Consider the following 22,845-nt stretch of genomic DNA (forward strand, 5'->3'; position numbering starts at 1 on the left):
TATCACCGCCTCGTCGGCGTCCGTGCTGGATCTGCGGCCACAACCTCCCCAACGGTTCTGTGTGCCTGACCTTGATCCAGTCAGCCCTGACGGGGAGGAATTCGGCTGGCCACGGCCATTTCTTTCCACGGCATCATGGATCTTGGCCTCCTGCGCGTGAGCCAGGGCGGCCCTGTCTGTGCGGAGCCGGTGAAGTCGACGATGCGCACCGCCGGGGCGTGGCCGGCCGTCGGTGCACCCGCCGCTCCGGTTCGGCCACCGCCAGCGTCACCACGTTCAGGTCGTGACCGGCCTCCGCCGGCACCTGCCGCGCGACCCGCAGCGTGATCGCCAGCGGCAGTGACGCGGATGGGGGGCCACGACAACGGGATTGCCGGTCACCAGGCCGGCGAACAGGCCCGGACACCCGTTCCAGAGCGGGAAGTCGGGACAGCCGACGAGCAGGGACACCCCGGCCCAGGTCGAGAGCCGGGGCCTGAGCCGCACAATGATCACGCGAGCCCGGCGGGGGATGGAGACGCACGGGGTTCGGCGGACACGGACATCGACAATGCCGACCGTCGGGTGCGCCTGAGCAGTCTCGGTCAGGCCCCGTCCGGTGGATCGGCCTGGTGCCTGCGCAGGCGCTCGGCCATCGGGAGGGGCGTCTCGTTCAGACCGGAGACCGACCCGCTCACCAGCCGTGCGCACGTCCCGTGGCAGGCGAGCTGTTGCTTGTCGTCGCGGTGGGAAACCACCACGGCTTCCGCGTCCGGGGTGCTCCGGTAGTCAGCGCCGCAGATGAGACAGGCCAGCCCGGAGATCATCTCGGCGGTCGGTTCGGGGCGGCCGCGGCGGCGGCCGGAGATCGCGTCCTGTGAATACATATGTCCTGCATCCTCTTGGTCGGTCCAGGGCGTGCGCGAGGTGCCGGAATGCCGGGGAACACCTCGGGAATCAGAAGATTTCCGCTACCGCGGGGCGCGGAACTGGACATGGAAGCCGGCGCGAGGGTACGCGTCAGGAGGCATGGTGCGGCTCTTTTCTGGCCGGATCCGATGTGGTCCGGCCATTGCCGTTCCCCGAGGGCGACGCCGAAACGGATGACGGCGTGCGAGGTGCGCTCGATGCCGCAACCGTACTCCCCGACGGGCCCCGGAGTGTGCCGGACACCGCAGCTGAGCCACCAGGCGTCACCGGCCCTTTCCCCGTCCAGGCAGCCATGCTGCCGGGCGCGGCGAAACTTCCCGTGACTCTGACGTGGTAGCCAGTGGTTGTAGTTGAAGTATGAATCGCTCCGGGTCTGACGGAGGCTCCGGATTGCCCGGGCTGGGTGGAGTCGAGTCGCTCGGTTTCACGCTACCGGTGGGGTGCGGAGTTCGTACTCCACCGCGTCCACCACGGTGGTCGCACCACTTGGTAGAGCGTGAGCTGTGCCCATACTTCCTGTTCGAGACCGGTGGGGTCTGCCGAGCGCAGTACTTGCCCGTCGGCGAGTGTGTGCCGCAGCGTGTAGAAGGCCGATTCGATTTCCCAGCGTTCGTGATAGAGCCGGACCAGGGTCGCGGCGCGTTGGAGCGTGAAACAACCCTTCCTCGGGTAGCCCTTCCAGCGCGCGTGTCCGGTGACGTCGGCCGTCGGTGCGGGCCGTTTCGACGATCGCGCGCGTGCTCAGCCGCACGTTCCGGCCTCGATCCGTGAAGCTGACCCGCGCCGCCGTCGAACGCGCAGCGGGCACAACCGTTTTCGGGAGAGTTCCGTAGCCTTGCCCATGAGGGGGAGCAATGGGGGCGACAGGTTCACCAGCCGTGCCGCGAGGCACCGTACCTCCGGTCGTTGCGGCGCGCTTGGCGCTGTGGACGTTTGTCCTCGTCAACCTGGTGATCGTCGAGGGTCTGTTCTTCACCGCCGGCACCGGCAAGAACAGCGTGCTCACGGTCGCCAAGTTCTTCGGGCTGCACGCCGCCGTGCTGATGCTGTTCCAGCTGTTGTTGGTGGCCCGGCTGTCGTGGCTGGACCGCCGCATCGGCATGGACCGGCTGACGGTGTGGCACCGGTGCGTCGGCTTCACTCTGTTGTGGACGGTCCTCACCCACGCCGTGCTGGTGGTGCTCGGGTACGCAAGACTCGACGACGCGTCGATGATGAAGACGTTCCTCGCGCTGGGCGGCGTGCCGGCCTCGCTGCTGGGCATGTGGGCCGCGGCGTTCCTCGTCGTGGTCGCCGCGGTCTCCGTCCGTCAGGTGCGGCGGCGGTTGCGGTACGAGACCTGGCACGGTCTGCACCTGTTGCTGTACCTGGCGTTGGGGCTGGCGTTCGTGCACCAACTGTTGGAGACCACCACGTTCAACTCGTCCGCGCCGGCCAAGGTCTACTGGTGGGCACTGTGGCTGTTCGCGTTCGGTGCCCTGGTGACGGGGCGCGTCATCGTGCCGGTGTGGCGGAACCTCTATCACCGGTTCCGGGTCGTGGCGGTGGTGCCGGAGTCGGACGACGTGGTGTCGGTCCACATCACCGGCCGCCACCTCGACAGACTGCCGGCCCGGGCCGGCCAGTTCTGTATCTGGCGGTTCCCCGGGCACAACCACTGGTGGCTGGCGAATCCGTTCTCGCTGTCGGCGGCACCCGACGGCCATGCGTTGCGCCTGACGGCCAAGGCGGTCGGCAGCACCAGCGCCGGCCTGCGGCACGTCCCGGTCGGGACCCGCGCGTTCGTCGAGGGGCCGTACGGGGCGTTCACCTCACTGCATCGCACACGGCCCGGCACCCTGCTGATCGCCGGCGGGGTGGGGATCACGCCCGTCCGAGCCCTGCTGGAGGAGGAACCGGCCGGGGACGTCGTCGTGCTCTACCGGGTGCGCAGCGAGAGGGACGCCGTGCTGGTCGACGAGGTACGTGCACTGGTCGCGGCGCGCGGCGGGCGGCTGCACCTGCTGACCGGCCACAGGGGGGAGGGGAGGCCGCCGTTCGAGCCGGAGGGTCTCCGTGCGCTGGTCCCCGACATCACCGAGCGCGACGTGTACGTCTGCGGCCCGCCCGCGATGACCTCGGCCGTGCTCAGTGGCCTACGCGGCCTGAAAGTTCCCCGCCGGCAAGTGCACGCCGAGAGGTTCGGCCTGGCCTGAGGAGTTGTTGTCTTTCCGGACTTGAGGACTGCGTTTCTGCTGGTCGGGCATAGGGTTGGCGATCCCGTGGGAGTTGTGGCCTATCGTGCTGTCGCTGCCCGGGAGGTCGTGGATGCCGTCGGTGGTTGGGCTGTTGGAACAGCGTGAGCTGGGTGCTCGCCGTCGTGTTGCCGAGCTGCGGGAGGAAGCCGACCGCATCCAGGCCGAGTTGGCCGTTGTCGGCGTACTCGCGAAAGTGGCTCTGGCAAGATTTTCGTAGGCGGAGATCATCTGGGTGCTGTGGTCGGCCGGTCCGCGTAGCGGGCAGCCTTTGGGTGTGCTCTGTTGAACTGCCTTACCTGTCACCGCACTTGGCGGGCGTGTCGGTTCTTTCGGTCGACGGCTCTGGACCTGTGGTGGTTGTCCGTGCGCGTACGCGGTCGCTTGCTCCCGCGCCGTGTACGGGCTGCGGGACGCCGAGCGGGTGGTGTCACAGCCGATACGTCAGACGGCTCGGTGATGCGTCGCTGGGCGACCGTGCCGTGCTGATCGAGCTGAGCGTGCGCCGTCTGTACTGCGAGAACACCGCTTGCGGAAAGGTGACGTTCGCCGAGCAGGTACCGGGTTTGACCGTGCGTTATCAACGCCGCACGCCGCTGCTGCAGCGGGTGGTTGAGGCGGCGGGGGTGCTGCTGACGGGCCGGGGTGGGGCCCGGATGCTGCGGGTCCTGAACGTCAGGCTGTCGCGGTGCACCGTCCTGTCGCAGCTGATGCGGATGCCGCTGCCGCCCCTGATCACTCCGCGGGTGCTGGGCGTGGACGACTTCGCCCTCTACCGCGACACCTACGCAACCCTCCTGGTCGATGCCACGACCCGTCTGCCCCTGACGCTCTGGGAGGGACGGGACGCAGAACAGCTCAGCCGCTGGCTTCGTGAGCATCCCGGCGTCGAGATCGTCTGCCGCGACGGCTCGCTGACCTACCGGCAGGGCATCACCGCCGGCGCCCCCGAGGCCATGCAGGTCAGCGACCGCTTCCACCTGTGGCAGGGGCTGTCACGTCGCGTTCAGGACATCGCTGCCGCCCACAGGGGCTGCCTGCCCGCAGCCCTCCCGCCGGCCGAAGACGCCGATCCAGCACCGGTCGAGGCAACCACCGAGGACGCCGCAGCGGACACACGAGCCGGGCAGCACGCCAGGAGACTGTTCCAGGCCGTCCACACCCTGACCGCATCCGGCCGGAGCTACAGCGCCGTGGCCCGGGAGCTCGGCCAGGACCGCCGGACAGTGCGGGAAAGACGCCGCAGGTGCCGGAGGCAGCGAAGACGAAGTCACAGGTTCCGATGTGGCGTGAGGGGCTGGCCTGGTCGGTGCTGTCGGTGGACTACCAGCGCATCCTGCAGGCGCTCGCGGACCGGTCCCGGCTCCGTCAAGGGCCGCTGACCTGCCAGGAGATGGCCGCCTTGTTCGGCATGGACGTGGTGCCGGCACGGGTGGAGGCGCTGCGGTCGAAGGCGAAGCGCCTGGTCGCGCGCGGCTGGCTGGCCGAGCAGCAGCCAGGCCGGTTCACGCTGGCTGCGGGCGTGGCCGGGCCAGGTGGCGGGTCATGAGCAGGGTCATCGACCAGTAGACCATCGCCTCGGCGCTGGTGGTGCGCCGCTCGTAGTCGCGTGCCAGGCGGCGGGTGCGCATCAGGTGGGCGAAGAACCGCTCCACGATCCACCGCTTGGGCAGCACCACGAAGCCACGCATGTCGTCGCTGCGTTTGACGATCGACAGCACCAGTGTGAGCGTGGCCAGGCAGTACTCGACGAGGCTGCCGGTGTAGCCGCCGTCGGCCCAGACCAGCTCCAACTGGTGGTGCGCGTCGGCGACTTGCTGCAGCAGCACCTGGGCGGCGGTCCGGTCGCCGACATCCGTGGCTGTGACCATCACGCCCAGCAGCAGGCCGAGGGTGTCGACCACGACGTGCCGCTTGCGCCCGTTGATCAGCTTGCCGCCGTCGAAGCCGCGGCTGTCGGAGCCGACGACGGCGTCCGCCTTGACGGACTGCGAGTCGATCACCCCGGCCGACGGCTCCGCGTCGCGCCCCAGCCTCTCGCGGAGCCTGGCGCGCAGCCGGTAGTGGAACTCCTTGACCAGGCCGTGGTCACGCCAGCGGCGAAAGAACGCGTAGACCCGGTCCCATGGCGGGAAGTCGGCGGGCATCGCCCGCCACTTGATGCCATTGTCGACCAGGTAGCGGATCGCATCGAGTATCGCCCGGTGGCAGTACGCCTCCGGCTGCCCTCCCCGTGGTCGAAGTGGACTCCACCCACATGATGTCGTAGAACTGCGACAACAGGGCCTCCTGGACAGCTTTTTGGCGTAGACACCCTTTGAGCTACCAAGAGGCCCTGTTCTCATGCGCGCCGGCCGCCGCAGTCACCCGATTGAGACTCCGGCCGACCGATACCGATCAGGATCGGGCCGGCGACAGCCACCGAGCTCGTGAGCCGCAGGCCGCGGGCAGGCGACAGCAGGTCGCCGTCATCGCCGGAACAGCTGGGGGTAGGGGCAGACATCCAGGGGCTCAGCCGGCCGATCCGCCCAGTGCCACCAGGTGTGACCCTCCGGGCACCTCCAGGCGTGTCGGCACACACGCTGCTTGTCCTCATCGCGGAGAGACAGGACAAGGCCCAGGCTCTTCATCACGCGCCCGCAGTCAGGGCAGTTCAGCGGCTCGGGGGCGTGGTCCACGGCGGACAGGCTAGCTCACCCGATCGAAACTCCCGTTCGGTCCACACCCCTCAAGATCGGAACGACAACAACCTCTGAGCGAGGGAGTCGGGGCGGAAGGCCTGCGGCCATGGCCGCAGCACTCACCCGGCCGCGCACGCCACCTGCCTGCTCCGCCGCGGACGTGCCCGCACGGCGTCCGCGCCCAGCAGTGGGCAGCCGTCCGGTCCCGCGCCGCGGCCACATGGTCGCCGGTGCGAGACACCTGGCGTGTGGCCGGCCGGTCTCGACGTCCACCGCGTGCGGCTTCTTTCTACGCTGCAGAACGGGTGAGCTGTCGGAAGCCCTCGGGGGAACAGGGCGGGTACACAGCTTTTGCTTCCGGTTTCCGAACGTATGACGCCCAACACCCGCGCCCAGCAGAACCCCGAGATCGAGACAGACTCAGCGGAGTCCTCCTACGCTGACGCCACATCAAGTGCACGGCCGGAGCACGACCGAGTGACCACGGGCGGTCTCACCGAGGCGAACCTGAAGAGTCTGTCCGGCGGGCGTCCATTCGAGCGAGGGCTCGGATACCTCGACGCGGTGTCCGGGATCGAGATCGACGACGGCTGGGTCGCCGCCATCGTCTTGGCACGGAACGGTACGAGGTCGAGCTGACGCCGGACGGGCCTGGCGGACTGTCGGGCGAGTGCGACTGTCCCTACGGTCTGGAAGGCAACTTCTGCACAACAGGGTCTACGCGCAGCTGGTCGGCCTGCTGCAGAGCATTCGCGACTGCCACCACCGTCTGGGCACACCCGATGAGTGCAGCACGTACATCACCGCTCTGCGCACCACCCAGAAAGGCAAGCGGAGCCTGGTGTGCCGCATGGACGAAATCGGTCTATGAGTCAGGGTGTGGACGACAAGGCCTGGCGCAGGATGCGGAGCCGCGGGCACCGGCGCGGGTTGGAGGCCCTCGGACAGGCGGACGCCGGGCGAGACCGTAGCGGCGAGGTGCGGCCGCGCCGAGCGGCGGGGACGCGCCCACCCCCCCACCGGCCGATGTGGGGTCCGTCTCCGGGTGCCCCGGGTCGCGGGTCCGCTGTGACTTCCCCCACCTGCTCTTGCCGGGGCGAGGAACGCTTACCTACGTTCGGTCGCATGTCCCACCATGGCCGCGCCCTCCCCGGCGAACCGGACGAACCCGCCGCAGAGAGGCCTGCGGCGGACCGACCTGACGCCCTCCCCATGGTCGATTTCGGCGTCGACCTGAGCTCACACGAACTGCTCCGGCGCGCTCATGTCCTGGCCGCTCTCGGCTCCGACTGGGACCCCGTCGCCGCACTGCGCGGCGAGGAAGCGGCGTACGACCTGCTGTATTCCGGCCTCGACGCGGAGCAGCAGCGTGTGTACGACGAGCTGGTCTCGGCCGGTGTCCTACCGCTGAGAGGTGGTGGCGATGCTGCCGCTTGACCCACAGGCCGATGTCGGGCGTCGCGCCTGGGTGGCCTGCCCGAACTGCGACGACCGTCGCGGGTGCGCCACCTGCGAGCAGGGTCGTACCTGTTCCGAGCACTGGCGCTATCTGCTCTCCAACGTCGGCAGCCTGCTCCACCTGCAGTGCCGGTCGTGCACCCACATCTGGACCCACGAGACCCATTTCGGTGCCACCCGCTCCCCGTGGGAGCGCATCACCAGCGGTCTGCGACGACGGTGATCGTCCACAGCGGCTGACCCGGTGAGCCGGGCCGGCGGTGCCGCCGCGGGCGATGGCCGGTGACGCCGGACGGCGGATCGGCACCTGCTTTCGGATGACCTCACCGTCTGTCGTCGGGGACGGCAGACCGCCGTGGCCGAGGATCTCGGTCGGCGGTCATCCCTGCCTGCCGTTCGTCCGCCGGAGGCAGCCGTGCACATCCTGCTCCTAGCCAGCGTGTTCAACAGCCTCACCCAGCGGGCCCACGCCGAGCTGCGCGACCACGGCCACAGCGTGGCGGTGGAACTCGCCCTGCCGGGCGGCTCGTTGCCGGACGCCGTGCGGCGGCACGCACCACAGCTCATCGTGGCGCCGATGCTGAAGACGGCGATTCCCGAGGAGGTGTGGACGGCGCACACATGCCTCGTCGTCCATCCTGGGCCCGTGGGCGATCGCGGACCGTCCTCCCTGGACTGGGCGATTCACGAGGGCGTCGACCAGTGGGGCGTCACCGTCCTGCAGGCCGACGGGGAGATGGACGCCGGTGACGTGTGGGCCTCCGTACCGTGTCGGATTCCCCAGGTGTCCAAGAGCGAGCTGTACCGGGGCGAGATCGCCGACGCCGCGATCGAGGCCGTCATGCTCGCGGTGGAGCGCTTCGCCGGGGGCACCTACGTACCACGCAAGCAGGACGCGGCACGCACGGCCGACGCCGACGCCGACGCCGACGCCGGCCCGGGCCGGCGCCCGTACCTCGACCAGAGCGTCCGGCGGATCGACTGGGCCGAGGACTCCACACAGGACGTCCTGCGCAAGCTGAGAGCTGCGGACTCGCAGCCCGGTGTGCTGGACGTGCTGCTCGGCGGTGAGTGGTACCTGCACGGCGGTCACCCCGAGAGCGTGTTGCGCGGACGCCCGGGCGAACTGCTGGCCACCAGGGCCGGGGCGGTCTGCCGGGCCACCACGGACGGCGCCGTGTGGATCCCCGAGCTACGGCCCCGGCGCGGGCCGGGGCAGCCGCCCACGTTCAAACTGCCTGCCGTGCGGGCGCTGGGCGACCGGCTGTCGCCGCTGCCCGAGCACGCCCTGCCCGTGTTGCCCGAGGTGCGGCACCGTACCTGGGCGGACATCCGCTACCGGGAGGACGGGAACGTGGGCTTCCTCTCGTTCTCCTTCCCCGGCGGCGCCATGAGCACGGAGCAGTGCCGGCGTCTGCTGGGCGCCTACCGGGAAGCGTGCGCGCGGCCCACGTCGGTGCTGGTGCTGGGCGGCGAACGGGACTTCTTCTCCAACGGGATCCACCTCAACGTCATCGAGGCGGCCGACGACCCCGCTGCCGAGTCCTGGGCGAACATCGACGCCATCGACGATCTGGTCGAGGCGGTCCTGACGACGACGGACCGGCTGGTGGTCTCGGCGGTCGCGGGCAACGCCGCGGCGGGTGGGGTGATGCTCGCCCTGGCGGCCGACGAGGTGTGGTGCCGCTCGGGCGCCGTGCTGAACCCTCACTACCGTCTGATGGGCCTGTACGGCTCGGAGTACTGGACGCACACGCTGCCGCGCAGGGTGGGTCCCGCGACCGCCGAACGACTCATGCGTGAGGCTCTGCCCGTCAGCTCGGCGAGCGCACTGCGCCTCGGGCTCGTCGACCGAGTGGTCGACTGCGGTCCTGACGCGTTCGCGCGGGAGGTCGGTGGCCTGGTGGCGCGTCTGGCGTCCCTTCCGGCGACGGCGACACGCATCACCGCGAAGAAGTCGGAGCTGGACCGGCTGGAGAGCGCGACCCCGCTGGCCGGCTTCCGTGCACAGGAGCTGGCCCGGATGCGACGGACCTTCGACGACCCGGAAGCCCCGTACCACGCTCTGCGTCGTTCCTTCGTCCACAAGGTGCGGCCATGGTGCACCCCGCCGCACCTGGCTCCTGCCGCGGTTGCGCGAACCGGTCCGATCCCCTCTGCCGCCGCTGTCACCGGAACGGCCCTCGATGGCGTCTCGTCACGGCCGAACGACTGATACGAAGAAGGGCGACGGTCGAAATATAGGCTTTCATCCCTTACCTCCCCAGGAGGCGGTCCCATGACTGAGGCGACGCCGGGCACGGTCGGCACTGCGGACGCAGGCGGCGCGCCCGCCGACGAGACACCCACGATCCACATTCTCTGGATCAATGCGGGGCTGAGCTGCGACGGCGACTCGGTCGCGTTGACGGCGGCCATGCAGCCCAGCATCGAGGAGATCGTGCTCGGTGTGCTGCCGGGTCTTCCGAAGATCGCCGTCCACTGGCCGCTCATCGACTTCGAGTGCGGTCCGGTCGGCGGTTCGGACACGTTCATCGAGTGGTTCTTCAAGGGGGAGCGGGGTGAGATCGACCCGTTCGTCCTGGTCGTCGAGGGCTCCATCCCCAACGAGGCGATCAAGCGCGAGGGCTACTGGTGCGGCTTCGGTGACAACCCGGAGACCGGCCAGCCGATCACCACCAGCGAGTGGCTCGACCGGCTCGCCCCGAAGGCACTGGCGGTCGTCGCCATCGGCACCTGCGCCACCTACGGCGGTATCCACGCCATGGCGGGCAACCCGACCGGCGCCATGGGCGTGCCGGACTACCTCGGCTGGGACTGGAAGTCCCACGCCGGCATCCCCATCGTGTGCGTCCCGGGCTGTCCGATCCAGCCCGACAACTTCTCCGAGACGCTCACCTATCTGCTCTACCAGGCGGCCGGCGCCGCACCGATGATCCCGCTGGACGACAAGCTGCGCCCGACCTGGCTGTTCGGCGCCACCGTGCACGAGGGCTGCGACCGCGCGGGCTACTACGAACAGGGCCAGTTCGCCCTGTCGTACGACTCGCCGACGTGCCTGGTCAAGCTCGGCTGCTGGGGCCCGGTCGTGAAGTGCAACGTGCCCAAGCGCGGCTGGATGAACGGGATCGGCGGCTGTCCCAACGTCGGCGGCATCTGCATCGCCTGCACCATGCCCGGGTTCCCCGACAAGTTCATGCCGTTCATGGACGAGCCCCCCGGCGCCAAGCTGTCCAGCAACGCCAGCGGCGCGTACGGCGCCGTGGTCCGCAAGCTGCGGTCGGTCACCGCCAGGACCGTGGACAAGGAGCCCAAGTGGCGCCGCACCGGAGACAAGATCACCACCGGATACCGACCCCCGTGGTGAGCATCCGCCGCAAGTAATCCGCTCCCTGCTTCGGGCACCCCCACACGAATCCTCCCGCGAAACGAAGGGCACGGCACAGACGATGGCACCGAGGACGAAGACGGCCGACGACGGCAGCGGCCTGGTGGAGATGGCCTGGGACCCGATCACCCGGATCGTGGGCAGCCTGGGCATCCACACGAAGATCGACTTCAAGCAGAAGCAGGTGGCGGAGTGCTACAGCACGTCGTCGGTCTTCCGCGGCTACAGCGTCTTCATGCGCGGCAAGGACCCCCGCGACGCCCACTTCATCACCAGCCGCATCTGCGGGATCTGCGGGGACAACCACGCCACCTGCTCGGTGTACGCGCAGAACATGGCGTACGGAGTGAAGCCCCCGCACCTCGCCGAGTGGATCATCAACCTCGGCGAGTCCGCGGAGTACATGTTCGACCACAACATCTTCCAGGAGAACCTGGTCGGGGTCGACTACTGCGAGAAGATGGTCAAGGAGACCAACCCCGGCGTCCTCGAACTCGCCGAGCGCACCGAGGCGCCGCACGCCGCGGAGCACGGCTACCGCACGATCGCCGACATCATGCGCTCGCTCAACCCCCTGGAGGGCGAGTTCTACCGCGAGGCCCTCCAGGTCAGCCGCTACACGCGGGAGATGTTCTGCCTGATGGAGGGCCGCCATGTGCACCCCTCCACGCTCTACCCGGGCGGCGTCGGAACCATCGCCTCCGTGCAGCTCTTCACGGACTACCTCAGCCGGCTGATGCGCTACGTGGAGTTCATGAAGCGCGTCGTGCCCCTGCACGACGACCTGTTCGACTTCTTCTACGAGGCGCTGCCCGGGTACGAGGAAGTGGGCCGCCGACGGGTCCTGCTCGGTTGCTGGGGCGCGCTCAACGACCCCGAGTACTGCGACTTCACCTACGCCAACATGACGGACTGGGGCCGGCGCATGTTCGTCACCCCCGGCATCGTCGTCGACGGCAAGCTCGTCACCAACGACCTCACCGAGATCAACCTCGGCATCCGCATCCTGCTGGGCAGCTCCTACTACGAGGACTGGCAGGGCCAGGAGCAGTTCGTCACCCACGACCCGCTCGGCAACCCGGTGGACCCGCGCCATCCGTGGAACCAGCACACCATCCCCGCCCCGCAGAAGCGGAATTTCGACGACAAGTACAGCTGGGTCATGTCGCCCCGTTGGTTCGACGGCAAGGACCACCTCGCCCTGGACACCGGCGGCGGCCCCATCGCCCGCCTGTGGTCCACCGCCCTGTCCGGTCTCGTCGACATCGGGTACGTCAAGGCCACCGGCCACAGCGTGGTCATCAACCTGCCCCGCACCATGACCAAGCCGGAGACCACCTTCGAGTGGAAGATCCCGAAGTGGTCCAACGCGCTGGAGCGCAACCGCGCCCGCACCTACTTCCAGGCGTACGCCGCCGCCGTCGCCCTGCACTGCGCGGAGAAGGGCCTGGCGGAGGTCCGCGCCGGACGCACCCAGACCTGGGAGAAGTTCGAGGTCCCGGACGAGGGCATCGGCGTCGGCTTCACCGAGGCGGTCCGCGGCGTCCTCTCCCACCACATGGTGATCCGCGACGGCAAGATCGCCAACTACCATCCGTACCCGCCCACCCCCTGGAACGCCAGCACCAGGGACACCTTCGGCACGCCGGGCCCGTACGAGGACGCCGTGCAGAACACCCCCATCTTCGAGGAGAACACCCCGGAGAACTTCAAGGGCATCGACATCATGCGCGCCGTCCGCAGCTTCGACCCCTGTCTGCCCTGCGGCGTCCACATGTACGTCGGCGGCGGCAAGACCGTGAAGTCGATGCACGTGCCGACCGGCCTGAGCGGACTGGGCGGATGAGCGCGGTGACGGTGGCCGCGCCGGTGAACGCGGAGCAGACCGGACGCCGGGTCGAGGAGGTACTGGAGCGACTGACCGCGAGCGGCGACCCGGCCGCCGCCGCGGCGGCGGAGGAACTCGTCCGGTCCCTCATGGACTTCTACGGTGCCGGCCTGGCCCGTATCCTCCACCTGCTGTCCTCCGCGCCCGGCGAACCGTCGGCGGGACTGCTCGGCGACGAACTGGTCGCGAGCCTGCTCGTCCTGCACGACCTGCACCCCGAGGACCGCGACACCCGCATCGCCCGAGCCCTCGACAGCGTCCGCGAACACGCCCTGGACGTCGTGGACTTCGACGAGGAGAGCGGCACGCTCAGGGTGCGCGCCCGGGCGGGCGGCGGTTGCGGTTGCGGCTCCGGCGCGGATGCCCGGCTGGCCGCGGAGGCTGCGCTCGCCTGCTTCGCCCCGGAGGTCAGAGCCGTCGACGTACGGACCGCGCCCGCCGGGCCCACGCTCCTCCAGATCAGCACGACACCGACGGGGGCGGGGACCCGATGACGGCGTCCCCGGAAACACGTACGCCCGCCCTGCGGAGGTTCCTCACCGAGAGACCTCCGCAGCCCGAACGGTGCGAACTGTGCGCCGTGACGGTGCAGGCGGACCACCGTCATCTCGTCGACACCGAGAAACGCGCCCTCGCCTGCGCCTGCGCCCCCTGCGCGCTGCTGATGGAACAGCCGGGCGCCGCCGCGGGCCGTTTCCGCACGGTCCCGGCCCGCTACCTCACCGACCCCGGACAGCACCTCGACGAGAGTGCGTGGGACGCGTTGCAGATCCCGGTCGGCGTCGCCTTCCTCTTCCGCAACGCGGCGCTCGACCGACTGGTCGCCCTGTACCCGAGTCCGGCCGGAGCCACCGAGAGCGAGCTCGAACCCGCCACGTGGACGGCGGTCCTCGGCGGCAGCCGCCTCGCCGATCTGCTCGAACCCGACGTGGAGGCGCTCCTGCTGCGCCGCACGGACGGCCGTTGCGAGTGTCACCTCGTGCCGATCGACATCTGCTACGAACTCGTCGGCCGTATGCGCCTGTTGTGGCAGGGCTTCGACGGCGGAGCCGAGGCCCGCGCCGCTCTGGACGCGTTCTTCGCGGACGTCGCGCGACGCGCCCGGCCCGTGGACGAGGCGGGGCACGCGTCGGACGAGGCGGTGCGGCCGTGACGGAGTTCTCCTTCGCCTGCACCGGTGTCCGCGCCGACCGGTACGCCGCCGGACCGACCCTCGTCTTCCGGCTGCGCGTCACCGCCGCCGACAACGCACGCGTGCACGCCCTCGCGCTGCGCTGCCAGATCCGCATCGAACCCGCCCGCCGCGGCTACGAGCCCGCCGAGGCCGACGGCTTGGCGGACCTCTTCGGCGAGCGCTCCCGCTGGGGCAGCACGCTCCAGCCGGTGCAGTTCGCCCAGGTCTCGGTCATGGTCCCGAGCTTCACCGGAGAGATCGAAGCCGACCTCGTCGTGCCCTGCACCTACGACTTGGAGATCGCCGCCACCCGCTACCTCACCGCCCTCACCGACGGCGAGGTCCCCCTGCTGATGCTCTTCTCCGGTACGGCGTTCACCGGAACCGGCGGTTTCCGGATCGAGCCTGTCCCATGGGACCGGGAGGCGGCCTTCCGGATGCCGGTCGCCACCTGGCGGGAGATGGTCGAGCAGCACTTCCCCGGCTGCGGCTGGATCCGGCTGCCGCGCGACACGATGGACGCCCTCCTCGCCTACCGCTCCCGACACGCGCTGCCTTCCTGGGAAGCGACCCTCAAAGCCCTGCTCGACGCCGACAGCGCCGCGGAACCGCCCCGGAGCGACCCGTTCCGCGCGCTCACCGGCACCACCGGAAGGACGGATCCGTGACCGTGACCGCCTTCGCCCCCGAGACGGAGAAGCGGTTCGCGGTCGCCCGGCAGGTGGCCGACGCCGTTCTCTTCGAAGGCTATGTGCTCTACCCGTACCGTGCCTCGGCGGCCAAGAACCGGCTGCGCTGGCAGTTCGGGGTGCTCGTGCCGCCCGGCTGGGGCGCCGAGTGCGAGGAGCACGACTTCCAGCACACCGAGTGCCTGATGGAACCGAAGGCGGGCGCGACCCTCTCGGTCGAGGTGCGCTTCCTGCACGCCCGACGGCGCACGGTGCAGCGGGCCCGCCCGGACGGCGGCTTCGACACGGTCGCCGAGCTCCGCCTCGACGACCGGGTGCTGGTGCCCTGGGACGAAGGGGGCGAGGAGCGTGCCGAGGTGATCGCGCCGGTGGACGAACTCCTCGGCGACGGCGTCACCCATCACTTCCGACTCCCCGCCAGGAAGGACATCTCCCCGGTCCTGGACGCGGCCGGCCGGACCGTCGGCCGACTGGTCCGGCGGTGCGAGGAGATCAGCGGAACGGTCCGGCTGTCCGCCCGCGAACTCGACGGCCCCTACCGGGCCCTGCGGCTGACCGCTGTCATCGAGAACACCAGCGACTGGACACCGCCCGAGGGCCGCGGCACCGACCGGGACGCGGCGCTGCCGCACTCCCTGGTGGCCACCCACCTCCTCATGGCCCTCAGTGCCGGATCGTTCCTGTCGATGACCGATCCCCCCGAGTGGGCGAAGGGCGCGGTCGCCGACTGCCGCAACCTGCACACCTGGCCCGTACTCGCCGGCGAACCCGGCCGCGCCGACCTCGTGCTGTCCTCGCCGATCATCCTGGAGGACCATCCGGCCATCGCGCCGGAGAGCCCCGGCGCGCTCTATGACGCCACCGAGATCGACGAAATCCTCGCGCTGCGCACCGCGGCCCTCACCGACGAGGAGAAACGTGAGGCCCGGGGCACCGACGAGCGGGCGGCCGCCGTGATCGAGCTGGCGGACTCGATGCCGGCCGAGGTTCTGGAGCGTCTGCACGGGGCGGTTCGGAGCCTGCGCGAGGTGACCGGCCCGGGCCCCGACGCCTCGGACGGCTTCCCCGACGAGTACGGGGTCCAGCGGCCGGACACGCCCTGGTGGGACCCGGCGAGCGACGTGGGATTCGACCCGGCGCGGGACCGTGTGGTCGTGGACGGCCGGTCGGTGGGCCAGGGCAGCCGCGTCGAGTTGCACCCGGGTCTGAGGCGCACCGACGCGCAGGACATCTTCCTGCGGGGCCGCACCGCCAAGGTCGAGGCGGTGCTGCACGACGTCGACGGCGGGGTGCACCTGGCGGTCACGGTCGAGGGCGACCCGGGAGCCGACATCCGTCGCGAGCAGGGACGGTTCCTGTACTTCCAGCCCGACGAGGTCACACCGTTGGAGGACGGCGTATGAACCTTCCTCCACCGGCAGGCCCCAGGACTCTCGTGGCCGGCATCGGCAACATCTTCCTCGGTGACGACGGCTTCGGTGTGGAGACCGCGCGTCGGCTCGCCGAGCGCGACCTGCCCGGACACGTCGAGGTCGTGGACATCGGGGTGCGCGGGGTGCACCTCGCCTACCAGCTCCTGGACGGCTACGACACCCTCGTCCTCGTGGACGCCACGGCACGCGGGGAGGCCCCCGGCACGCTGTACGTGATCGAACACGACGTCGGAGGCCCGAGCCCATCGCCCGGCGCCCCCGCGCTGGACGGCCACCGCATGACCCCCGACACCGTCCTGGCGCTGCTGGGCACCCTCTGCGCCGGGACCGGCGGCGAACCACCACGCCGCGTCCTGGTCGTCGGATGTGAACCGGCCTCGGTGGACGAGGGCATCGGTCTCAGCGCACCGGTGTCCGACGCCGTACCGGAGGCCGTCCGGCTGATCGAAGAGCTGCTGCGAAACGGTGAGCCGTCCGTGGCGCACGTCCCAACCGCCAAGGCTTCGAGCTGAGGCTTCGACATGAGGAGAGACGGGATGAAGAAGATCGCAATCGGAGGAGCGGCCGTGGCCGCCCTGGCCGTCGTCGTCGCCGAGGTGCTTCCCGACATCAGGCGCTATCTACGTATCCGACGGATGTGAACCGGAGCGCCACGCCGTGGTGCCGTGCGGTTGCGTCGAACGGCGTACCTGCCGCCCGGTGACGGCGTGCCGGGCTGTGCGACCCGGGTGCGCGCGCCTCTAATGAACCCCGGTGGGAGGCAGGCAGCGGAAGGACGGAGATCCATGCACGAGATGTCCGTCGCGCTGGCCGTCGTCGACCAGGTCGCAGAGGCCGCCGACCGGGCCGGAGATGTCACGGCGGTGCGATCGGTACGGCTCCAGGTGGGCGAACTCGCCGGTGTCGTACCCGATTCGCTCGCCTTCTGCTTCGAACTGGCCTGCGCCGGAACCCTGTTGGAAGGCGCCGAGCTGGTCACCGAAGCGGTGCCGGGGCGGGCCCGCTGCACTCCCTGCGCACACGAATGGGCTGTCGGCATGCCGCCCCGGCTGACCTGCCCCGCGTGCGGCGGCACGCGGACCGACCTGCTCGCGGGCCGGGAACTGCAGATCGTCGCCGTGCGCTGGGAGGACGGCAGCCCCGCGCACCCGCCCACCCGCGAACCGATCTCCGAGGAGCGCTGAACCATGTGTCGTGTCGCCGACCTGCGCCAGGCCGTACTCGCGAAGAACGACGCGACCGCCCACGAACTGCGCGCCGCCTTCGCGGCGCGAGGCACGGCGGTCGTCAATTTGCTGTCCAGTCCGGGCAGCGGCAAGACAGCGCTGCTGGAACAGGAGCTGCTGCGGGCACGGGAGCGGGCCGTTCCGGTCGCGGCGCTGAGCGCCGATCTCGCCACCGAGAACGACGCGGTCCGCCTGGCGCGTTCGGGCGTCCCGGTCAAGCAGGTGCTCACCGAAGGACTGTGCCATCTGGAGGCGGGGATGCTCGCCGGGCACCTGGACGGGTGGCTGCCCGACGACACCCGGCTGTTGTTCGTGGAGAACGTCGGCAACCTCGTCTGCCCGGCCTCCTACGACCTGGGGGAGACGCTGAGGGTCACGCTCGCCTCCGTGGCGGAGGGCGAGGACAAGCCGCTCAAGTACCCCACCGCCTTCGGCCTGGCCCAGCTGGTCGTGGTCACCAAGACCGACATCGCGGAGGCCGTCGAGTTCGACGAGGTCGCGTTCCGCGCGAATGTGGAGCAGGTCAACCCGGGAGTCGAGGTGGTCATGACCTCGGCACGTCGGGGGCGGGGGGTCGGCGCCCTTCTTGACAGGGCGATGGCCGCCGCGGACGGCGCCCCCGTCCACTTGCCGGTCATGGCCCGGCAGCCTCACCACCACGGTCACGCCCACGCCCACGATGGTCACGCCCACGCGCACCCGGAGGCCATCGACGCCATGGCCCGCCCCCACTCGTGAGCGGTCCGCAGGCTCCGGCCACCGTCGTCGAGGAGACTCCGCTACGCCGCCGGGTCACCGTCCGGGGAGTGGTGCAGGGCGTGGGCTTCCGGCCCTACCTGTACGGCCTCGCCACCGACCTCGCCCTGGCCGGACACGTGACCAACACTGCGGAGGGCGTCGTCGTGGAGGTCGAGGGCACCGCCTCGGCCGTGGCCCGGTTCTGCGACCGGATCGCCGCCCAGGCACCCCCGCTGGCCCGCGTCGAGTCCATCGACCACAGGGAGATGCCTCCCGTCGGCGACACCGCGTTCACCATCCTCGCCTCCCGCGCCGACGGACCGGCCCGCACCCTGGTCGCCCCGGACTCCGCCACCTGCGCCGACTGCCTCGCCGAGTTGGCCGACCCGGCGGACCGGCGGTACCGCCACCCGTTCGTCAACTGCACCCACTGCGGCCCGCGCTTCACGATCGTCACCGGCGTGCCGTACGACCGGGCCAACACCACCATGGCCGACTTCGCGATGTGCCCCGACTGCGCCCGGGAGTACGGGGATCCGGCCGACCGCCGTTTCCACGCTCAGCCGGTCGCCTGCCCGGCCTGCGGTCCGCGTCTGCGGCTGGTCGTCGCCCAGGAGCCGGGGCTCAGGAGTGTCGACGGGACGGACCCGGTCACCGAGGCGCGCGCCTTGCTGACGCGGGGCGCGATCCTTGCCGTGAAGGGCCTGGGTGGCTATCACCTGGCCTGCGATGCCACGAACCAGGCGGCGGTCGCCCTGCTGCGACGCCGGAAGGCGCGTGGGGACAAGCCGTTCGCCGTCATGGCAAGGACGGCGGACGACGTTCGGCACCTCGTGCGGCTGAGTTCCGAGGAACGGAGCCTGCTCGAAGGCCGGGCCCGGCCGGTCGTATTGGTCAGGCGCCATCCGCACGCACTCGGGGGTCTGTGGCCCGCCGAGGCCGTCGCGCCCGGCAGCCCCGACCTCGGCGTGATGCTGCCGTACACGCCCCTGCACCATCTGCTGCTCGGCCTGCCCGGCGACGCGGACGCCCCCCGGCTGCTCGTCATGACCAGCGGCAACGTCTCCGGTGAGCCGATCGTCACCGACGACGCCGAGGCGCTGGAGCGGCTTGCTCACCTGGCCGACGCCTGGCTCACGCACGACCGGCCGATCCATGTCCCGTGCGACGACTCCGTGGTCCGCGTCTGCGACGGGCAGCCGCTGGTGATCCGCCGCTCCCGGGGCTACGCCCCGTTGCCCGTCGCCCTTCCGCTGCCCGTGCGGCCGGCCCTCGCCGTCGGCGGAGACCTGAAGAACGCCTTCTGTCTGGGGGTGGGCCGCCGCGCCTGGCTGTCGGCGCACATCGGTGACATGGACGACCTCGGCACACAGCGGGCCTTCGAGCGCGCGGCGGAGCAGTTGGAGTCGATCACGGGGGTGCGGCCCGAGACCCTGGTGTCCGACCGGCATCCCGGCTACCGATCCGTCCGATGGGCCGACCGGAACGCGGCGGGCCGGCCCGTCGTACGTGTCCAGCACCATCACGCGCACGTCGCCGCCGCGATGGCCGAACACGGGCTGGACGGCACCCGGGCGGTGATCGGCGTCGCCTTCGACGGCACGGGCCACGGCGACGACGGCGCCGTGTGGGGCGGGGAGTTCCTGCTCGCCGACTACGACCGCTTCACCCGGTTCGGACACCTCGCGTACGTCCCGCTGCCCGGTGGCGACGCCGCAGTGCGTCGGCCGTACCGCATGGCGCTGGCCCATCTGAGGGCGGCCGGGATCGACTGGTCCGCCGACCTCGCCTGTACGGCCGCCTGCCCGCCCGACGAACTCCGCCTCCTGGAACGTCAGTTGGAGCGAGACCTGAACTGTGTCCCCACGTCCAGCATGGGCCGGCTCTTCGACGCCGTGTCCTCTCTCGCCGGTGTGTGCCACCGAGCCGGCTACGAGGCACAGGCCGCTGTCGAGCTGGAGGGCACGGCTCTGCACACACCCGCCGAGGACTCCACCGCGTACCCCTTCGCCCTGCACACGTCGGAGGAGAACCGGGCCGGCGTCGTACGGGCCGATCCGGCACCCGTACTCGCGGCGATCGTCGGCGACCTGCGCGCGGGCGTCGAGCCGGGCCTGATCGCGGCTCGCTTCCACCGGGGTGTGGCCGGTCTGGTGCACGGGATGTGCGTGCGGGCGCGGGAGCGGCACGGGCTGGACACGGTCGCCCTGACGGGAGGCGTGTTCGCCAACACGCTGCTCTCCTCGGCCTGTGCCGCCGGCCTGCGCGCGGACGGCTTCACGGTCCTGCGGCACCGCCTGGTGCCGCCGGGCGACGGCGGCCTGGCGCTGGGCCAGTTGATGGTGGCCGCTCGGGCCACTCCCGCTCCCACTCCCACCGACTGAGCGACGCGCGACCCACAGCGAGGAGAGGCTCATGTGCCTGGCGGTACCCGGCAGAGTGCTGGACATCGAGGAACGGGACGGCACCCGGATGGCCACCGTCGACTTCGGCGGCGTGGTCAAGGAGGTGTGCCTGGAGTATCTGCCCGACCTTCAGGTCGGCGAGTACGCCATCGTCCACGTCGGGTTTGCCCTGCAACGGCTGGACGAGGAGTCGGCGCGGCAGACGCTCGAACTCTTTGCCGAACTCGGCGTGTTGCAGGAGGAGTTCGGCGACGCCTGGGAGATGGCGGCGGTGGAGGCGGGCGTGGACCCGGTGGAAGAGGTGCGCAACCAGTGAAGTACATCGACGAGTTCCAGGACCCGGAGCTGGCGCGTCGGCTCCTCGACGACATCCACGCCACGGTGACCAGGCCGTGGGCGCTGATGGAGGTGTGCGGAGGGCAGACGCACAGCATCATCCGGCACGGCATCGACCAACTCCTGCCGGATCAGGTCGAGTTGATCCATGGTCCCGGATGCCCTGTGTGCGTGACCCCGCTGGAGGTCATCGACAAGGCGCTGGAGATCGCCTCGCGACCGGAGGTGATCTTCTGCTCCTTCGGTGACATGCTGCGCGTGCCGGGCACCGGCCGGGACCTGTTCCAGGTCCGCGGGGAGGGCGGTGACGTGCGCGTCGTCTACTCACCGCTCGACGCGCTGCGGATCGCGCGGCAGAACCCGGACCGCGAGGTGGTGTTCTTCGGTATCGGCTTCGAGACGACGGCTCCCCCCAACGCCATGACGGTGCATCAGGCCCGGAGGCTGGGCATCGAGAACTTCAGCATGCTGGTCTCCCACGTCCGCGTACCGCCGGCCATCGAGGCGATCATGTCCTCGCCGAGCTGCCGGGTGCAGGGCTTCCTCGCGGCCGGGCACGTCTGCAGCGTGATGGGAGTGGGGGAGTACCCGGGACTGGCGGAGCGCTTCCGCGTCCCGATCGTCGTGACGGGCTTCGAGCCACTGGACATCCTCGAAGGTGTGCGCCGGGCCGTCCGTCAGCTGGAACGTGGTGAGCACACCGTCGACAACGCCTACGCCCGCGCCGTTCGCCCGGAGGGCAACCCGGCCGCGCGGGCCATGCTGGAGGACGTCTTCGAGGTCACCGACCGCGCCTGGCGCGGTATCGGGGTGATTCCCGACAGCGGCTGGCGGCTGTCGTCGAAGTACCGCGACCACGACGCCGAGCACCGCTTCGCGGTCGGCGGGATCCGGACGGCCGAACCCGCCGAGTGCCGCAGCGGAGAGGTCCTGCAGGGGCTGCTCAAGCCGCACGAGTGCGAGGCCTTCGGAACCCTGTGCACCCCACGCACCCCCCTGGGAGCCACCATGGTCTCCAGCGAGGGCGCCTGCGCGGCGTACTACCTCTACCGGCGTCTGGACCTGCCCACCGCCAAGGCCCGGGAGGCGAGCCCCGTTGTCTGACACCACCGATCTCCCCGTCCCCGCCGGTCTGGACATCGAGGGGTGGACGTGTCCGGCGCCCGTGCGTGACCGGCCGCGTGTCGTCATGGGCCACGGCGGCGGTGGAGCCCTTTCCGCCGAACTGGTCCAGCAGATCTTCGCCCCCGCGTTCGGCGGCGAGGTGTTGGCCCAGATGGGTGATGCCGCCGTCCTCTCCCTGGGCGGCGCCCGGCTGGCGTTCTCCACCGACTCGTACGTGGTGAGGCCGCTGTTCTTCCCCGGTGGCAGCATCGGCGACCTCGCGGTCAACGGCACCGTCAACGACCTGGCCATGAGCGGAGCCCGCGCCGCCTACCTCTCCTGCGGATTCATCCTGGAGGAGGGCGTCGAGCTGGACGTGGTCACGCGGGTGTCCGAGAGGCTGGGCATGGCAGCGCGCACCGCCGGTGTGGAGGTGGCCACCGGCGACACCAAGGTGGTGGAGGCCGGCCACGGCGACGGGATCTTCATCAACACGGCGGGCATCGGTCTCGTCCCGGCCGGCGTCGATCTGCGTCCTCAGCGGGTCGTCCCCGGTGACGTCGTGATCGTCAGTGGCGCCATCGGTGTCCACGGGGTGGCGATCATGAGCGTGCGCGAGGGCCTGGAGTTCGGGGTGGAGATCAAGAGCGACTGTGCGGCGCTCGGCGGCCTCGTCGACGCCATGCTCGCCGTCACCCCGGATCTGCACGTGCTCCGCGATCCCACCCGAGGCGGCCTGGCGGCCGCGCTCAACGAGATCGCGGAGGCCTCCGGCGCCGGGGTGGTCATCCGGGAACGCGACGTCCCGGTCCCGTCGGCCGTGGCCAACGCCTGCGCCATTCTCGGACTGGACCCCATGTACATCGCCAACGAGGGCAAGCTGGTGGCCTTCGTCCCGCGCGAGCACGCCGACGCCGTCCTCCAGGCGATGCGAGCCCATCCTCTGGGCGCGGACTCCGTGATCATCGGCGAGGCCGTCGAGGCGCATCCCGGCATGGTCGTGGCCCGCACCGGGCTGGGCGGAACGCGGGTGGTCGATCTGCCGATCGGGGAGCAACTGCCACGGATCTGCTGATACGGGCCTCACGGCCTCACGGCCTCACGGCCTCACGGCCTCACGGCCTCACGGCCTCACGGCCTCACGGCCTCACGGCCTCACGGCCTCACGGCCTCACGGCCTCA

Annotated in this window: 20 protein-coding genes and 4 pseudogenes; 21 read left to right on the forward strand and 3 right to left on the reverse strand. The window is 70.5% G+C overall.

The window, feature by feature from the left end:
* Positions 1–584: 584 nt before the first annotated feature.
* Together ACFU53_RS05030 and ACFU53_RS05035 are read right to left on the reverse strand one after the other, a co-directional pair.
* Positions 585–866, reverse strand: coding sequence for a hypothetical protein (locus ACFU53_RS05030; protein WP_383986144.1), 282 nt, complete (start codon positions 864–866; stop codon positions 585–587).
* A gap of 520 nt (positions 867–1,386) precedes the next feature.
* Positions 1,387–1,548 (reverse strand): annotated as a pseudogene (locus ACFU53_RS05035) (IS4 family transposase); the annotation flags it as partial.
* Positions 1,549–1,763: 215 nt separating this feature from the next.
* Here ACFU53_RS05035 and ACFU53_RS05040 point away from each other — a divergent pair.
* The 3 genes and pseudogenes from ACFU53_RS05040 to ACFU53_RS05050 all read left to right on the forward strand — a co-directional run.
* Positions 1,764–3,104 (forward strand): ferric reductase-like transmembrane domain-containing protein, encoded by a 1,341-nt coding sequence (locus ACFU53_RS05040; protein ID WP_383986145.1) that lies wholly within the window; start codon positions 1,764–1,766, stop codon positions 3,102–3,104.
* Between the two features lie 395 nt (positions 3,105–3,499).
* A pseudogene (locus ACFU53_RS05045) lies at positions 3,500–4,162 on the forward strand (ISL3 family transposase); the annotation flags it as partial.
* Positions 4,163–4,392: 230 nt separating this feature from the next.
* Positions 4,393–4,692 (forward strand): annotated as a pseudogene (locus ACFU53_RS05050) (hypothetical protein); the annotation flags it as partial.
* Here ACFU53_RS05050 and ACFU53_RS05055 read toward each other — a convergent pair.
* On the reverse strand, positions 4,649–5,488 hold the full coding sequence (locus ACFU53_RS05055) for an IS5 family transposase (protein ID WP_383986147.1): 840 nt from the start codon (positions 5,486–5,488) through the stop codon (positions 4,649–4,651). The pseudogene ACFU53_RS05050 and the gene ACFU53_RS05055 overlap by 44 nt on opposite strands.
* Before the next feature lie 813 nt (positions 5,489–6,301).
* On the opposite strand from ACFU53_RS05055, the pseudogene ACFU53_RS05060 reads away from it, so the two are divergent.
* From ACFU53_RS05060 to hypE, 18 genes and pseudogenes are all read left to right on the forward strand, one after another.
* Positions 6,302–6,531 (forward strand): annotated as a pseudogene (locus ACFU53_RS05060) (SWIM zinc finger domain-containing protein); the annotation flags it as partial.
* Between the two features lie 418 nt (positions 6,532–6,949).
* Positions 6,950–7,261: a DUF6400 family protein gene (locus tag ACFU53_RS05065; RefSeq protein ID WP_383986149.1), complete on the forward strand. Its 312-nt coding sequence runs from the start codon at positions 6,950–6,952 to the stop codon at positions 7,259–7,261.
* Positions 7,248–7,505 carry a hypothetical protein gene (locus tag ACFU53_RS05070; RefSeq protein ID WP_371573163.1) on the forward strand — a complete coding sequence of 86 codons (258 nt, stop codon included), beginning with the start codon at positions 7,248–7,250 and terminating at the stop codon, positions 7,503–7,505. Before ACFU53_RS05065 ends, ACFU53_RS05070 begins: the two co-directional genes overlap by 14 nt.
* Positions 7,506–7,697: 192 nt before the next feature.
* Positions 7,698–9,497, forward strand: coding sequence for an enoyl-CoA hydratase-related protein (locus ACFU53_RS05075; protein WP_383986151.1), 1,800 nt, complete (start codon positions 7,698–7,700; stop codon positions 9,495–9,497).
* Positions 9,498–9,560: 63 nt separating this feature from the next.
* Positions 9,561–10,649 carry a hydrogenase expression protein HypE gene (locus ACFU53_RS05080; RefSeq protein WP_383986153.1) on the forward strand — a complete coding sequence of 363 codons (1,089 nt, stop codon included), beginning with the start codon at positions 9,561–9,563 and terminating at the stop codon, positions 10,647–10,649.
* Between the two features lie 82 nt (positions 10,650–10,731).
* The gene (locus tag ACFU53_RS05085) at positions 10,732–12,516 is read left to right on the forward strand and encodes a nickel-dependent hydrogenase large subunit (protein WP_383986155.1); all 1,785 of its coding nucleotides are present in this window, start codon (positions 10,732–10,734) and stop codon (positions 12,514–12,516) included.
* A complete protein-coding gene (locus ACFU53_RS05090; RefSeq protein WP_383986157.1) occupies positions 12,513–13,052 on the forward strand; it encodes a hypothetical protein in 540 nt (179 codons plus the stop codon). The genes ACFU53_RS05085 and ACFU53_RS05090 overlap by 4 nt, the downstream gene beginning before the upstream one ends.
* Complete coding sequence (locus tag ACFU53_RS05095; RefSeq protein WP_383986159.1) at positions 13,049–13,711, forward strand: DUF5947 family protein; 663 nt, start codon at positions 13,049–13,051, stop codon at positions 13,709–13,711. The genes ACFU53_RS05090 and ACFU53_RS05095 overlap by 4 nt, the downstream gene beginning before the upstream one ends.
* Positions 13,708–14,400, forward strand: coding sequence for a DUF6084 family protein (locus ACFU53_RS05100; RefSeq protein ID WP_383986161.1), 693 nt, complete (start codon positions 13,708–13,710; stop codon positions 14,398–14,400). The genes ACFU53_RS05095 and ACFU53_RS05100 overlap by 4 nt, the downstream gene beginning before the upstream one ends.
* The gene (locus tag ACFU53_RS05105; RefSeq protein ID WP_383986163.1) at positions 14,397–15,824 is read left to right on the forward strand and encodes a hypothetical protein; all 1,428 of its coding nucleotides are present in this window, start codon (positions 14,397–14,399) and stop codon (positions 15,822–15,824) included. Before ACFU53_RS05100 ends, ACFU53_RS05105 begins: the two co-directional genes overlap by 4 nt.
* Positions 15,821–16,366 carry a hydrogenase maturation protease gene (locus tag ACFU53_RS05110; protein WP_383986165.1) on the forward strand — a complete coding sequence of 182 codons (546 nt, stop codon included), beginning with the start codon at positions 15,821–15,823 and terminating at the stop codon, positions 16,364–16,366. Before ACFU53_RS05105 ends, ACFU53_RS05110 begins: the two co-directional genes overlap by 4 nt.
* Before the next feature lie 24 nt (positions 16,367–16,390).
* Positions 16,391–16,495 (forward strand): DUF6893 family small protein, encoded by a 105-nt coding sequence (locus ACFU53_RS05115; RefSeq protein WP_383986167.1) that lies wholly within the window; start codon positions 16,391–16,393, stop codon positions 16,493–16,495.
* Between the two features lie 144 nt (positions 16,496–16,639).
* The gene (hypA, locus tag ACFU53_RS05120) at positions 16,640–17,038 is read left to right on the forward strand and encodes a hydrogenase maturation nickel metallochaperone HypA (RefSeq protein ID WP_383986169.1); all 399 of its coding nucleotides are present in this window, start codon (positions 16,640–16,642) and stop codon (positions 17,036–17,038) included.
* 3 nt (positions 17,039–17,041) lie between these two features.
* Positions 17,042–17,818, forward strand: coding sequence for a hydrogenase nickel incorporation protein HypB (gene hypB, locus ACFU53_RS05125; RefSeq protein ID WP_383986171.1), 777 nt, complete (start codon positions 17,042–17,044; stop codon positions 17,816–17,818).
* On the forward strand, positions 17,815–20,202 hold the full coding sequence (gene hypF, locus ACFU53_RS05130) for a carbamoyltransferase HypF (protein ID WP_383986172.1): 2,388 nt from the start codon (positions 17,815–17,817) through the stop codon (positions 20,200–20,202). The genes hypB and hypF overlap by 4 nt, the downstream gene beginning before the upstream one ends.
* Positions 20,203–20,233: 31 nt before the next feature.
* Positions 20,234–20,539, forward strand: a complete 306-nt coding sequence (locus tag ACFU53_RS05135) for a HypC/HybG/HupF family hydrogenase formation chaperone (protein ID WP_383986174.1) — start codon at positions 20,234–20,236, stop codon at positions 20,537–20,539.
* Positions 20,536–21,663, forward strand: coding sequence for a hydrogenase formation protein HypD (gene hypD / locus ACFU53_RS05140; protein WP_383986175.1), 1,128 nt, complete (start codon positions 20,536–20,538; stop codon positions 21,661–21,663). Before ACFU53_RS05135 ends, hypD begins: the two co-directional genes overlap by 4 nt.
* Positions 21,656–22,738 (forward strand): hydrogenase expression/formation protein HypE, encoded by a 1,083-nt coding sequence (gene hypE, locus ACFU53_RS05145; RefSeq protein ID WP_383986177.1) that lies wholly within the window; start codon positions 21,656–21,658, stop codon positions 22,736–22,738. Before hypD ends, hypE begins: the two co-directional genes overlap by 8 nt.
* Positions 22,739–22,845 lie beyond the last annotated feature (107 nt).

Origin of the sequence: Streptomyces sp. NPDC057474 (genome assembly GCF_042802555.1) — a bacterium.
Lineage (GTDB): Bacteria > Actinomycetota > Actinomycetes > Streptomycetales > Streptomycetaceae > Streptomyces.

Excerpts from the sequence above, each read along its gene's own strand:
- ACFU53_RS05030 (WP_383986144.1), bottom strand. The coding sequence starts at position 866 with ATGTATTCACAGGACGCGATCTCCGGCCGCCGCCGCGGCCGCCCCGAA.
- ACFU53_RS05040 (WP_383986145.1), top strand. The coding sequence starts at position 1,764 with ATGGGGGCGACAGGTTCACCAGCCGTGCCGCGAGGCACCGTACCTCCG.
- ACFU53_RS05055 (WP_383986147.1), bottom strand. The coding sequence starts at position 5,488 with ATGAGAACAGGGCCTCTTGGTAGCTCAAAGGGTGTCTACGCCAAAAAG.
- ACFU53_RS05065 (WP_383986149.1), top strand. The coding sequence starts at position 6,950 with ATGTCCCACCATGGCCGCGCCCTCCCCGGCGAACCGGACGAACCCGCC.
- ACFU53_RS05070 (WP_371573163.1), top strand. The coding sequence starts at position 7,248 with ATGCTGCCGCTTGACCCACAGGCCGATGTCGGGCGTCGCGCCTGGGTG.
- ACFU53_RS05080 (WP_383986153.1), top strand. The coding sequence starts at position 9,561 with ATGACTGAGGCGACGCCGGGCACGGTCGGCACTGCGGACGCAGGCGGC.
- ACFU53_RS05085 (WP_383986155.1), top strand. The coding sequence starts at position 10,732 with ATGGCACCGAGGACGAAGACGGCCGACGACGGCAGCGGCCTGGTGGAG.
- ACFU53_RS05090 (WP_383986157.1), top strand. The coding sequence starts at position 12,513 with ATGAGCGCGGTGACGGTGGCCGCGCCGGTGAACGCGGAGCAGACCGGA.
- ACFU53_RS05095 (WP_383986159.1), top strand. The coding sequence starts at position 13,049 with ATGACGGCGTCCCCGGAAACACGTACGCCCGCCCTGCGGAGGTTCCTC.
- ACFU53_RS05110 (WP_383986165.1), top strand. The coding sequence starts at position 15,821 with ATGAACCTTCCTCCACCGGCAGGCCCCAGGACTCTCGTGGCCGGCATC.
- ACFU53_RS05115 (WP_383986167.1), top strand. The coding sequence starts at position 16,391 with ATGAAGAAGATCGCAATCGGAGGAGCGGCCGTGGCCGCCCTGGCCGTC.
- hypA (WP_383986169.1), top strand. The coding sequence starts at position 16,640 with ATGCACGAGATGTCCGTCGCGCTGGCCGTCGTCGACCAGGTCGCAGAG.
- hypB (WP_383986171.1), top strand. The coding sequence starts at position 17,042 with ATGTGTCGTGTCGCCGACCTGCGCCAGGCCGTACTCGCGAAGAACGAC.
- ACFU53_RS05135 (WP_383986174.1), top strand. The coding sequence starts at position 20,234 with ATGTGCCTGGCGGTACCCGGCAGAGTGCTGGACATCGAGGAACGGGAC.